Here is a 13,009-nt window from a genome sequence, read left to right on the forward strand (position 1 = left end):
TTTTTTTGCTTAACATACTTAATTCGAGATACAGCGGCAAACTCCTTCATGTTTCTATAAAAATCTGAAGGGATCAATTTAGTCTATCTTAATGCTTTAGCCACAATTCTTCATTATAAAACTCTTTTGCGGAAAAATCCACAAATAAAGCAGAAAAACCTCCTTTTCAGGCGGCTTTTCCACTTGGTTTATTTCAATTTGCTCATGATCAGGTTTGCGGTTTCTTCGACAGCCCGATTTGTCACATCGATCACTTCACAATTGATCTTCTCGACGATTTTATTGAAATGGATGATTTCTTCATGGATGCGCTGGATTTTCGCATAATTGGCATCATCGTTCAATCCCAGGGCAATAAGTCTTTCTTTCCGGATGTGATTAAGTTTTTCAGGAGAAATGACCAGTCCAAAGCATTTCTCAGGAGCGACCCTGAACAATTCTTCCGGAGGATCCACTTCAGGAACCAGCGGAACGTTCGCCACCTTCAAGCGCTTATGCGCCAAATACTGTGAAAGCGGGGTCTTCGAAGTCCTCGAAATGCCCACCAGCACTATGTCGGCCATCAAAATACCTCTTGGGTCACGGCCGTCATCGTATTTTACTGCAAACTCGATCGCTTCGACTTTCTTGAAATAATCATCATCCAATTTTCTTACCAGTCCGGCCTCTTCAAGCGGTTCGGCTTTCAATTCCACTCTCAAGGCATCCAGCAATGGCCCCATCAGATCCACAGCGGTCACTTTGAGCCGTGCGGTTTCTGTTACAATAAATTCACGCAACTTGTTAGATACGAGTGTATAAACGACAAATGCATGCTGATCAGCGGCCATATGGATGATGTCTCTCACTTGGTCAATTGAATCAATATATGGAAACCGTTTCAAGGAGACATTCTGATCAGGATTCAGATACTGGCTGACTGCTGCTTTAGCCACCAGCTCCCCTGTTTCTCCCACTGAATCGGAAATCACGAATACACGCAGTAGATTCATCTATTGTTCACCTCATAATTCATGGCTTTCGGATAGGGACAAAAATGCCCGGGTAATATTGGTTTTCGTTATGCGTCCCACAACTTTCAATCCGTTCGACAATTCTTCGACGACCGGCAGGGCATCAATCTGCTGATTGATCAGCCGATTAGCTACCTGTATCAGGGAATCGGCTTTAAAGCAATACGTGATGTTCGGCATCCTGGTCATGATGATATGTACGGGAATAGCCGTCAGATCCTGGCTGCCGATGCTTGTGCGAAGTAAATCTTTGCGGGATAGGACACCCGTCAGCAATGAATTTTTATCCACTACGAACAAAGTGCCGACATCGTCCAGGAACATCTGGCTTATCGCGTCGTAGACACTGACATTTTCCCGGACGACTACCGGAATCGACTGGAAGTCTTTGACTTTCATATTATTCATCGTATCGGTCACATCATGGCCCGGCTTTTTGCCGGAATAGAAATAACCGACCCGCGGACGTGCGTCCAGGAATCCAGCCATTGTCAGGATAGCAAGGTCAGGCCGCAAGGTCGCCCGTGTCAGATGAAGGCGTTCAGCTATTTGCTCGCCTGTTATTGGACCATTCCCTTTCACGATGCGCAGTATCTCTTCTTGTCTTTTATTGAGTTCGATCGGACTCACCGCCTCAAAATATGTGTTATACTCAATGATGATTATTATATACTAATTAGAGTGATATTGCGAAGAAAAGTTTAGCGTGATACAATACTTAAAGATTCTATAGCAGGCAATGAAAGATCTATAAGTACTGCCAAACGAGCGAGCGGGGACAGTGAAAGCCCGCATCGGCAGGAAAAGGCAATCTGGAGCCATATTTTTTAAGAGGGCTGCATCAGCAGCCAATCGGGGTGGAACCGCGGGTCATAACGTACTCGTCCTCGGACTTTATGTCCGGGACGTGTGCGATTTTTTATTTTATGGAGGTAATTTTTATGTCAATGGAAGATGTAGTATCGTTAGCAAAACACAGAGGCTTTGTATTCCCTGGCTCTGAAATTTACGGAGGGCTCGCAAATACGTGGGATTACGGCCCACTCGGCGTCGAACTTAAGAACAATATCAAAAAAGCATGGTGGAAAAAATTCGTACAGGAATCCCCTTATAATGTCGGACTTGATGCCGCAATTCTTATGAACCCGAAAACGTGGATCGCTTCAGGCCACGTCGGCAACTTCAATGATCCGATGATCGACTGCAAGAGCTGCAAGTCACGCCTGCGCGCTGACAAATTGATCGAAGAGGCATTGGATGCCAAGGGGATCGAAATGATCGTCGATGGCCTGTCGTTCGAAAAAATGGCTGAATTGATCGAAGAGCATTCAATCGACTGTCCAGTCTGCGGCAAGCATGACTTCACAGAAATCCGCCAGTTCAATCTGATGTTCAAAACTTTCCAGGGTGTGACAGAAGCGTCGACCAACGAAATCTTCCTGCGTCCGGAAACGGCACAAGGGATTTTCGTCAACTACAAGAATGTCCAGCGCTCGATGCGCAAAAGAATGCCTTTCGGTATCGCACAGATCGGCAAGAGTTTCCGCAACGAAATCACGCCGGGGAACTTCACTTTCCGTACGCGTGAATTCGAACAGATGGAACTTGAATTCTTCTGCAAACCCGGTGAAGACCTGGAATGGTATGCCTACTGGCGCGATTTCAGCAAAAACTGGCTGTTGAACCTCAACATGTCGGAAGATAATATGCGTCTCCGCGAACACGATGCGGATGAACTTTCCCATTACTCGAACGCGACAGTCGACATCGAATATAAATTCCCATTCGGCTGGGGTGAACTATGGGGCATCGCTGACCGCACCGACTTTGACTTGAAACGCCACATGGAACATTCGGGTGAAGACTTCAATTACATCGATCCGATCACCAACGAACGCTTTGTGCCTTATTGCATCGAACCATCACTGGGTGCTGACCGTGTCACACTCGCCTTCCTTGTTGATGCCTATCACGAAGAAGAACTTGATAATGATGACAAGCGCACCGTATTGAAGTTCCACCCTGCACTGGCTCCTTATAAAGCCGCTGTCCTTCCGTTGTCCAAGAAATTGGCAGAAGGCGCGACAGAAGTATTCGCTGATCTGGCGAAACACTTCATGGTCGATTACGATGAGTCCCAGTCGATCGGTAAACGCTACCGTCGCCAGGATGAAATCGGTACACCATTCTGTGTCACTTATGATTTCGATTCAGTCGAAGACGCCCAAGTGACTGTCCGCCACCGCGATTCCATGGAACAGGTGCGCATGCCGATCGCTGAAGTACAGGCTTATATCGAAAAGCATATTCAATTCTAATAAAACCAAAGCGCTGCCCGAACTTATGGGCAGCGCTTTTAAATTTAGATGAAAAAGAAATAAATGAAAATCGATATTGCGCAAAACAGCTTCGCTTTCCTGGGGGCTCGCACTGAGCTAACTCGAGCTCGGTCCCCTTCGCCCGAGTGGATCTCAGCACTTCGCTTGGTCCCTTGGGAGTCTTCGCTGTTTTGCTCCATATCTCAGATTGCTTTCAATAAAGGAAGACGCTTAAAAGTCAGTTTCAAGAAGCAGACACACCAATTTTTTATAAAACCAGAATCAGAATGAAGCGTCAGGTGGCGACTCCTGCGGGATCCAGAGCGAGACTGAGACCCCGCAGGTAGCGAAGCGGACGAGGAGGCTTAGGCCGCTCCCCGCGGAAAGCGTCCACCTAGAGCGTAATGATTATAGAAGGAGATACTTTCTTGACAAACAAAAGACCCGCCAAAGACTATTCGTCTTTTGGTGGGTCTTCTTTCTTCGGCAAAAATTCAGGCGTGCGTTCGAGCTGCTCCAGAAATTTCCTGGATTTCAGCCGGATGCCGGCCTGTTCTTCGTAAATTGTACGAACTATCTGCTTCAGTAAAGATTTCGATTCTTTTTTCAGCGTCAAAGATCCTACTCGTTCAATCGGTACAAAATAAAGCGTACGGATCACTTTAACGAGTACGGGGCTCAGACGGATGATATAGGGATCGATATGGAAGCAGCGATGGCAGAGGAATCCGAGTTCCTGGAAAGAAAAAGCGAACTCCCCTTCTGTCGCACCGCAATTGGCACATTCATGGAGAGTCGGTGCCAGACCGGCCGTCTGCAGCATTTTCCACTCGACGAACAAGGTGATCGCTTCAGGATCGTAGCCTTCTTCGATGGCGTGCAATGCCTGAAAGAGCATTTCATAAATGCCCGGCTGCGGTTCGTCCTGCTCCGTCAGACGGTCGACAAGCTCTGTGATGTAACTGGCATAGGCGGTGGACATGATATCTTCACGGATATGGCGAAGCGATTCCAATTGGTCGCCTGCCTGAAGAGTCCCCATTCCTTTGCCTTTGTAAATTGAATAAGTGCCATGGGTAAAAGGCTGAGTTATTGCAGCCAGCCGGCTAGCCGGTTTCTTGGCACCTCTCGCCATGCAGGTGACCTTCCCTGCTTCGCGGGTGAACAAGGTGACGATTTTATTGTTTTCACCATACGGCATCATACGGATGACGATGCCCTCTAATTGACTCTGCATGGAGACTACCCCTTAGTATTCATCGTCTCTGAATCCAAAATCACGCAAATGAAGGGCCTTATTGCGCCAGTCTTTCTGCACTTTCACCCATAGCTCCAGATATACTTTCGAACCGAGCAGGTTCTGGATATCCTGGCGCGCACGGGAACCGATCTCTTTCAATAACGCACCTTTTTTACCGATGACAATCCCTTTTTGGGAATCACGTTCCACCATGATCGTTGCCTGGACACGGACCATATCAGGATTTTCTTCATCCGGTGCAATTTTTTCGATGACTACAGCAATCGAGTGGGGAATTTCTTCCCGCGTCAAATGAAGCGCCTTCTCGCGGATCAATTCGGAAATGATGAATCGTTCCGGATGATCGGTCACCTGGTCAGCTGGATAATACTGCGGGCCTTCCGGCAGACGTTCTGAAATCTTGGCAAGAAGATTTTCCACGTTATTGCCCTGCAATGCGGAAATCGGAATCGCTTCAGCGAAATCGAATTCATTGCGGTAGGATTCAATAATTCTCGGAAGATCGTCCGGATGTACCTGGTCGATTTTATTCAATACCAGGAAGACCGGCACTTCAATGCCTTTCAGCATTTCAAGGACATAACGGTCCTGCTTGCCGATGCGGTCAGCCGCACTTGCGACAAACAGCAGCACATCCACTTCGCGGAATGTATTTTTTGCGACTTTCAACATGAAATCGCCAAGTTTATGGCGAGGTTCGTTGATGCCCGGTGTATCGATGAAAACCATTTGGCTGTCATTGGTGGTAACGACACCTTGGACTTTATTGCGTGTAGTCTGCGGCTTATCGCTCATAATGGCGATTTTTTGGCCGACCACCCGGTTCAGGAACGTCGATTTTCCGACATTCGGACGGCCGATGATGGAAATGAAGCCTGATTTGAAGCCATTATTTTCCTGCTGCATATTTAAGGTCCTCCGGTGTAAAAGCTCCAGGCAACAGTTCGCTGATAGTCGTATCCTGAACATCGCCTTTCAGATTCGTCAAATAGACAGGCATATCAGGTGCACAGAATTCAGCCAGTACCTGGCGGCAAGCGCCACAAGGGGAAACAGGCCCTTCCGTATCAGCCGATACAGCCAATGCCTTAAATGTACGGTCGCCTTCCGAAACAGCTTTGAACATCGCTGTTCGCTCAGCACAGTTCGTCATGGAGTAACCGGCGTTTTCGATATTGCATCCCAGGTAGACTTTGCCGTCTGATGTCAGCAGCGCAGCTCCAACCGGAAATTTTGAGTAAGGCACATAAGCATTTTCACGTGCCGCTATTGCTTGTTCCAACAATTGTTCTTTTTCCATCTCAATCACCTCTATAAAAATTAAAACCATTTTGGTAAAAATATTAATAATCCAATTATAGCACTTGCAATGGCAAATACCAAAACAGCGCCTGCCGCCATGTCCTTTGCCTGCTTGGCAAGAGGATGCAAATCGGGACTGGCGAGATCCACGATCCTTTCCATTGAAGAATTGAACATTTCAAAAGCGAGCATACCGCCGATCACCAGGGTGATAATCATCCATTCGACTGAGGATAATCCGGTCAACAAGCCTGCAATCACAACCATGATTGCAGCTGTGAAATGGAACCGGATATTCTGCTCGCTTTTAAGGGCAGCACTGATACCAGCGTAAGCAAATACAAAAGATCGGAAAAACCTAATTGCCTTCATAGCCATCACGCGTGATGCCGAGCGAATTCAAAATCACGTCCTGTTTGGCGAACATCTTTTTCTCATCGTCCTCATTCATATGGTCGTATCCAAGAAGATGAAGAAAGCCGTGGACCGCCAAAAAACCGAGTTCACGTTCAAAAGAATGTCCATAATCGTCTGCCTGTTCCTTTGTCCGGTCCAATGAAATGATGATATCACCCAGTACTCTTGGTTCATCAGCCCCATGGATGGCCACTTCCCCCTCGCCCGGCTCTTCCATCGCAAACGAAATGACATCCGTCGGCTGGTCCTTATCCCTATAGTCGCGGTTGATATCCTGGATCATTTCATTTGTCACGAAACTGACCGATACCTCCGCTTCCCCAATTCCCTCTTCAGTTGCAGCATGCTGCAGGATCTTCTCAACAAATTGGATATCACTTTCTTTCAACGTTTCGGTTTCGTCCATAAAGTCGATGGTTAACATGCCGAAGACCTCCTTTTACTCTTTATCTTTCGGGTACTCGATTCTGGTATGGAAAATGCCATTCAGCGTTTCACACATGACGTTCTTGATCGTCTTTAATTCCTTCATCGTCAAATCACATTCATCGAATTGCCCGTCTTTCAGTTTATCTTCAATTATGGAATCCACCAATTTTTTTATCTTTTCTGATGTCGGTTCCTTCATCGAACGCACTGCGGCTTCAATACTGTCCGCCGCCATAATGACCGCATTTTCACGCGTTTGGGGCTTCGGTCCATTATATCGGTAATCGTCTTCCTTCACATCCGGATTCTTTTCTTTTTCTTTATAATAAAAGAACTTCAGTAAACTCGTTCCGTGATGCTGGTCAGCTATGTCGACAATCTCTTTCGGCATCTTGTATTTGCGCAGCATTTCAGCTCCTTGGGCGCCGTGTGCCAGAATTATATCACGGCTGGTTTCCGGCGGAAGTGCATCGTGCGGATTGGCAATATTCACTTGATTTTCAATAAAATATTTAGGACGCTTCGTTTTGCCGATGTCATGGTAGTAACATCCGACTCGTGCCAGAAGGCCATTTGCGCCTATCGCTTCACAGGACGCGTCCGCCAAATTGGCCACCATGACACTGTGGTGATAAGTTCCAGGTGTTTCTGTCAGGATTTTTTTAAGAAGCGGATGGTTCGGATTGGATAATTCAATCAGCCTCATCGGCGAAATCAATCCGAATGCCCATTCGAAAAACGGCAGCAAGCCGATGGTCAAAGCCCCTGACAGCAATCCTGAAATGATTGCCGCCGCAAAATAAAACCCGACTTCAGCCATATCATACTGGCTTTGGGAAATAAGCAGGTAGAAGCCGATGAAAAGCGAGTTCACTATCGCGACAAACAAGCTTGTCTGCAGAAGCCTTGCACGCCGATCATCGCGTTCTATCAGATAGATGCCTGCTAGACCGCCAAAAAGGATATATAACACAACTTCCATCTGAAGGATCGGTGAATAGGAATTTTGAAGAATCAAGCCGGCACTGGACGCAGTGATGAATGCCACCAAAATGGCGGTTCTTTCATTGATCAGCATACGGACAATCATTCCCGCTAAAGCTGTAGGGAAAAGAAATGATATTTCCACATCAAAATTACCGCTTACCGCATTCAGCAATTTCATCAGCGTAAGGCTTATGGCAACAGTAGCAGCCAACACCAATAACGCCGTCATTTTTTTCTGTTCCACTTCTTTGGAACGCTGCACCACTATTAATAATAGCCCCATTACGATCAACACAAACAACAGGAGGCCTAGTGCAGGCTTCAGATCGGTCTGGTTATCAGTCATTCCGGCAAGTTCCAATTGACGGTAAACTTCCCGGTCAACTACTTGCCCTTCCTGCACCAGCACTTGCCCCTGCAGGATTTTAGTGGGTTCCACACTTTCACGCGCTTGCTTCAGCTGCGCTTCTGTCAGACTCTCATCCACGGTTTCATTGGCCATGACCCCAAATCTGCCGATATTTACCGCTGCCTGAAGGACAGAAGCGGGAATTTCTTCATTGTTCCGCAGCATCTGTTCAACTTCGTTACGCTTGGCGGTAAGGTCGTCCTCCCGGACCGGAGATGCGAGAATGTTCTCGATGAGACCCTCTATTTCCTGCTGCACTTCAACGAGACGTACATCTGATAAGGTCAGCAAGGAGCGGAGCATATCGTCCGTCAGCCTCAAGCCATTTTCACTCGTCTCCATCAAACGGGTCGTCTCACGCAACTCAATTACCATGTCCTGCAGTTCAGCTGCTTCCTGGCCATCTTCCCCTTCCGTTTCCATGTTCTTCGCATCCTGCACATAAGCGAATAAAGAAGCGATCACTGCGGATTGATTAGTCGCAAGTTCATCATTGAACTTGTAACTTGGTGTAAGTTCGGCAGCAGCGCGCTGCCTTTCAAGTTCAGTTTTGACGGGATCTTCTACTGTTTTGGAAGATCGTATGGTTTCATCCGACAATTGGAACAATTCGATATTATATGTATCACCTTTGATGGTGCTGTACAGAAAACTGAAAAGAATGATTCCTATTAAAAAGATCATCGAAAAAGAGAATGCCCTAAAACCAGCTTTATCGTAAATTGCCCGTAACCTTGTGACCATCTAACCACCTCACTCTTAGTACTTCCATCATATCAATATCAATCAATGATTTCACGATATTTCCGAATTATTTCCAATGTTTACTAAATTCCATATAAGAATAAGAAAAAACCAGCCTTAGATCGGCTGGTTTTCGTATGCATCTATTATTTTGGAAACCAGTGGATGCCGGACGACATCCCCGCTTTCAAGGTACATGAACTGAATGCCGCTGACTCCCTGAAGGATTTTCTCTGTCGCAATCAATCCTGATTCTGCTCCTCGCGGCAAATCGATTTGCGTCTTGTCTCCGGTAATGATCATTTTTGAACCGAAACCAAGCCGCGTCAGGAACATCTTCATTTGAGCCTTAGTGGTATTCTGGGCTTCATCAAGAATGACAAACGCTTCATCAAGCGTTCTGCCGCGCATATACGCAAGAGGCGCGACTTCGATTGTACCGCGCTCAATGAACCGGTTAGTTTGCTCGACGCCAAGCACATCATGCATCGAATCATAAAGCGGACGTAAGTATGGATCGACTTTTTCCTTTAAGTCCCCTGGAAGGAATCCAAGGCTTTCACCCGCTTCAACGGCTGGACGGGTTAGGATGATCCTTTTCACATGCCCGTTTTTCAATGCCTGCACGGCCATAACAACCGCCAGATAGGTTTTACCGGTTCCTGCCGGTCCGATGGCAAACGTCAGGTCCTTGCTGCGGATTGCACGGATATAATGGCGCTGGCCGATTGTTTTTGCACGGATGATTTTTCCTGCAGCGTTTCTTGCAATTTCTTCATCATAGAGTTCAGCGAAATATTCGATGGTACCCGATTTGGCCATTTCAATAGCGGACACGATATCGCGCTGGTCGATATTGATGCCTTTTCGGATCACTTTCAATAATTGTTCTATCAATAACTTGCCGGTAGCCTTGCCGTCTTCTGAACCGGACAGCTTAATGACTTCGCCTCGGGTGATGATTTGTATATCAAGAGCTTCTTCGATCAATGTCATGTGGTTATCTGATATACCAAGCAGAAGCACCGCTTCATTGGGGTCTTTCACATGAAGTTCTAATAATTCATTCTCTGTCATTCGGACACTCCTTGGTTGAGTTATTTATTCTGATTTAACTCTATCATTAAACAGGAATAACTGTAAAATATTATTGCAGACTATGGGTTTACATAATAATAATATAGAATAAAAACGAGTGGATTGATACAAAAAAGAAAAACCGGCACCGGATTAAATTCCCGGACCGGCTTTTCAGCTGATACTCTTTTTCTTACTTGCGCTTTGCTTTAGGCGGCATAAATACTTCTGTCAGAATAATGGCTTTTTGCGCTTCGCTTTGTGTCAAAGGAAAAGGACTGTGATTTTCATCAGCCACTGCTTTTCGAACTGGCTGGACCGGCTTCTGGTGAGCCGATAATCTGCCGCCGATTTCTTTAGCGGCTACCGGAGTGGCCGTCCGTTCCGGCCTGCTTTTCGTATGCCTTTCGACAACTTCTCGTGCAACTTCTTTGACCTGTTCCTTTTTATCGGATTCAGGGTTCATTTGCGCCTGGAATTCACCATAAATTTCTTTAGCGTAATCTTCCATGCGCTTAAAACCGCCTTGGGCACGCCCTCTGGTATCCGGCTGGTTGCCAGTCGGACGTTTAGGGGATGAGCCGCCTTCTTCCCTTTTTTTATTGCCGAAAAATGCGCTGACTGCCATAAGTATCAGTGCGACTATGAGTGGTTCCATGTGACAACCCCCCTCTTTCGATCATTGCTGTTATTCTTCATTGGACTGAGGTGTGCTTGTTTTCGCAATCGAATCGCGCATACCTGTATCAGCCTGTACGTTTTTATAATTTACATAATCCATGACTCCAATATTGCCTGAGCGGAGCGCTTCTGACATTGCGAGCGGCACTTCTGCCTCTGCTTCAACAACTTTCGCTCTCATTTCCACAACTTTCGCTTTCATTTCCTGCTCACTTGCTACGGCCATTGCACGGCGTTCTTCTGCTTTTGCCTGCGCGATTTTCTTATCGGCTTCAGCTTGCTCCGTCTGCAATTCCGCACCGATATTCTTACCGATATCAACGTCCGCGATATCAATGGATAGAATTTCAAATGCCGTACCTGAATCCAGGCCTTTGCCCAAAACCGTCTGGGAAATCAAATCAGGATTCTCCAGAACTTTTTTGTGGCTCGTGCTTGAACCGAGTGTGGAAACGATACCTTCACCAACACGGGCAACGATTGTTTCTTCACCCGCACCACCGACCAGGCGGTCGATGTTGGCGCGCACTGTGATACGCGCTTTCGCTTTCACTTCAATTCCGTCCATCGCAACACCGGCGATAAATGGAGTTTCGATGACTTTCGGGTTAACCGACATCTGAACGGCTTCCAGCACGTCACGGCCTGCAAGGTCGATCGCAGCAGCGCGTTCGAATGGAAGTTCGATATTGGCACGGTGTGCCGCGATCAGAGCATTGACCACGCGGTCTACGTTACCACCTGCCAGATAATGGCTTTCCAATTGATTGATCTGCACTGTCAAACCTGCTTTTGATGCTTTGATCAGTGGATTGACGATACGCGAAGGGATAACTCTGCGCAGTCTCATCCCGATTAAAGTGAAGATGCTGATTTTAACGCCTGCAGCAAGTGCGGAAATCCATAATGTCACCGGTACAAATGTGAAGAATATTGCCAGTACGACGATTATACCGATTATGCTGGCTCCAAGTATTATTGCATCAATTCCCATTTATTCTTCCTCCTCTTTTTTCTCCAGTTCACGCACTACAATACGTGAACCTTCTACCTTGATAATCTTAACATCTTTGCCGCGGCCGATATAGCGCCCTTCGGAAACTGCATCAATCCGTTCATCACCGAAAACGATGGTGCCTGACGGACGTAATTCTGTGGCGGTCACTGCCATTTGGCCGATCAGTTCCGGCCGGTTGGCAGTTGATACATAACCGCTCTTGGTGTCGGTGGAATCCGACAGAATGATGCGATTAAACAATTGGAGTCTTTTACCAAAGAATTTCACTAGAATCACCATCCCTGAAGTTGCTGCAATCATTGCGATTAAAACTGCGATAGCTGTGGTCTGAAGATCTCCTCCTGCAAGCAGGATACTGCCGAGTACCGCTGCAATCCCCAGTATCCCCGCTACACCGCCTGGCACAAAAAATTCCAGGATCATCAAACCGAGTCCGATGACCAACAGGATTATGGATTCATATCCCGCCAGACCGGCAACAAGGTGGCCATAGAAGAACAGCATCAATGAAGTCAAACCGATAAATGCCGGAACACCGATACCTGGTGTGAATAATTCAAGCAGCAGGCCAAGCATCGCGACAGATAACAGGATCGGCACAACCACCGGGTTTGTCAGAAAGCGGGCAAGATTCTCAGAGAAGGTTTCATTGATGTAAACCAGTTCACTGTCCTGCAGCCCTTTCAGTTCAAGCAATTCCTCGATGGATGAAACGGTTCCTTCGGAATACCCGACTTCTTCAGCTTCCCCAGCGCGCAGCGTCAGCAGCTCGCCTTCTCCTGCCCTGTATTCAGGCAGGTCAATGGATGCATCTGCCATAGCAAGTGCATATTCGGTTTCCCTGCCGGAACTTTCGGCCGCATTCGCCATGGATGAACGCCAAGCGCTGTCCGCTTTGTCAGCAGCCGCATTGCCAGCTTGGTCGATGACTTGCGCTGCGCCCATGCGCGCCGAAGGATGCATATAAATTTCATCAGCATTGAGCGCTAAAAAAGCGCCGGCAGACAGTGCATCCTGGTTGATATACGCAATTGTCTCAATGTCGGTGTCCTGCAGGAGACGGGCTATGCCATCCGCCGCGTCGACAAATCCTCCCGGTGTATCTATTTCAAAAATGATTGCTCCCGCATCCGCTTCTTCCGCTTCTTCAATACCGCGGTCGATGAACGCCTGCAGACCTCTTTCAACTTCCGCTTCCACCGGAATTATGTAAACGGAATGGCTGTCTGCATGGAACACCGGTATCAACAGCAGCAATGCCATGGCAAACAACAATAAAGCAGTAAAGATTTTCATCTTCCTCAAAGAGCTCACCCCTTTATTTCTCCGCTTATCTATATACGAATGAACATG

At 47.1% G+C, this 13,009-nt stretch carries 13 protein-coding genes; 1 reads left to right on the forward strand and 12 read right to left on the reverse strand.

The features are described from left to right. Nucleotides 1-188 precede the first annotated feature (188 nt). Nucleotides 189-992 carry a pyruvate, water dikinase regulatory protein gene (locus CXF70_RS17535; RefSeq protein WP_084246135.1) on the reverse strand — a complete coding sequence of 268 codons (804 nt, stop codon included), beginning with the start codon at nt 990-992 and terminating at the stop codon, nt 189-191. Between the two features lie 12 nt (nt 993-1,004). Beyond that, entirely contained in the window at nt 1,005-1,643 is a 639-nt protein-coding gene (ccpN, locus tag CXF70_RS17540; RefSeq protein ID WP_084246137.1) for a transcriptional regulator CcpN, read from the reverse strand. A 311-nt stretch (nt 1,644-1,954) separates the two neighbouring features. On the opposite strand from ccpN, the gene CXF70_RS17545 reads away from it, so the two are divergent. Further along, entirely contained in the window at nt 1,955-3,331 is a 1,377-nt protein-coding gene (locus CXF70_RS17545) for a glycine--tRNA ligase (protein ID WP_101803713.1), read from the forward strand. A gap of 454 nt (nt 3,332-3,785) precedes the next feature. Here CXF70_RS17545 and recO read toward each other — a convergent pair whose 3' ends face one another. The 10 genes from recO to CXF70_RS17595 form a co-directional block, all read right to left on the reverse strand. Then, nucleotides 3,786-4,568, reverse strand: coding sequence for a DNA repair protein RecO (gene recO, locus CXF70_RS17550; protein ID WP_101803714.1), 783 nt, complete (start codon nt 4,566-4,568; stop codon nt 3,786-3,788). Between the two features lie 12 nt (nt 4,569-4,580). Next, nucleotides 4,581-5,498 (reverse strand): GTPase Era, encoded by a 918-nt coding sequence (era, locus tag CXF70_RS17555; RefSeq protein ID WP_084246143.1) that lies wholly within the window; start codon nt 5,496-5,498, stop codon nt 4,581-4,583. Beyond that, on the reverse strand, nt 5,482-5,892 hold the full coding sequence (locus tag CXF70_RS17560) for a cytidine deaminase (RefSeq protein WP_084246145.1): 411 nt from the start codon (nt 5,890-5,892) through the stop codon (nt 5,482-5,484). Before CXF70_RS17560 ends, era begins: the two co-directional genes overlap by 17 nt. A gap of 20 nt (nt 5,893-5,912) precedes the next feature. Further along, a complete protein-coding gene (locus tag CXF70_RS17565) occupies nt 5,913-6,266 on the reverse strand; it encodes a diacylglycerol kinase family protein (protein ID WP_101803791.1) in 354 nt (117 codons plus the stop codon). Further along, entirely contained in the window at nt 6,253-6,735 is a 483-nt protein-coding gene (ybeY, locus tag CXF70_RS17570) for an rRNA maturation RNase YbeY (protein ID WP_101803715.1), read from the reverse strand. The genes CXF70_RS17565 and ybeY overlap by 14 nt, the downstream gene beginning before the upstream one ends. A 15-nt stretch (nt 6,736-6,750) precedes the next feature. Then, nucleotides 6,751-8,880 carry an HD family phosphohydrolase gene (locus tag CXF70_RS17575; RefSeq protein ID WP_101803716.1) on the reverse strand — a complete coding sequence of 710 codons (2,130 nt, stop codon included), beginning with the start codon at nt 8,878-8,880 and terminating at the stop codon, nt 6,751-6,753. Between the two features lie 117 nt (nt 8,881-8,997). Beyond that, the gene (locus CXF70_RS17580) at nt 8,998-9,957 is read right to left on the reverse strand and encodes a PhoH family protein (protein ID WP_084246151.1); all 960 of its coding nucleotides are present in this window, start codon (nt 9,955-9,957) and stop codon (nt 8,998-9,000) included. Nucleotides 9,958-10,150: 193 nt separating this feature from the next. Further along, on the reverse strand, nt 10,151-10,615 hold the full coding sequence (locus tag CXF70_RS17585) for a hypothetical protein (protein ID WP_101803717.1): 465 nt from the start codon (nt 10,613-10,615) through the stop codon (nt 10,151-10,153). A 30-nt stretch (nt 10,616-10,645) separates the two neighbouring features. Beyond that, nucleotides 10,646-11,632, reverse strand: a complete 987-nt coding sequence (gene floA / locus CXF70_RS17590) for a flotillin-like protein FloA (protein WP_084246155.1) — start codon at nt 11,630-11,632, stop codon at nt 10,646-10,648. Next, nucleotides 11,633-12,961 carry an NfeD family protein gene (locus CXF70_RS17595; protein ID WP_101803718.1) on the reverse strand — a complete coding sequence of 443 codons (1,329 nt, stop codon included), beginning with the start codon at nt 12,959-12,961 and terminating at the stop codon, nt 11,633-11,635. It lies immediately after the preceding gene. Between the last annotated feature and the right edge of the window lie 48 nt (nt 12,962-13,009).

This window comes from Planomicrobium sp. MB-3u-38 (genome assembly GCF_002836425.1).
Taxonomy (GTDB): Bacteria; Bacillota; Bacilli; order Bacillales_A; family Planococcaceae; genus Planococcus; species Planococcus okeanokoites.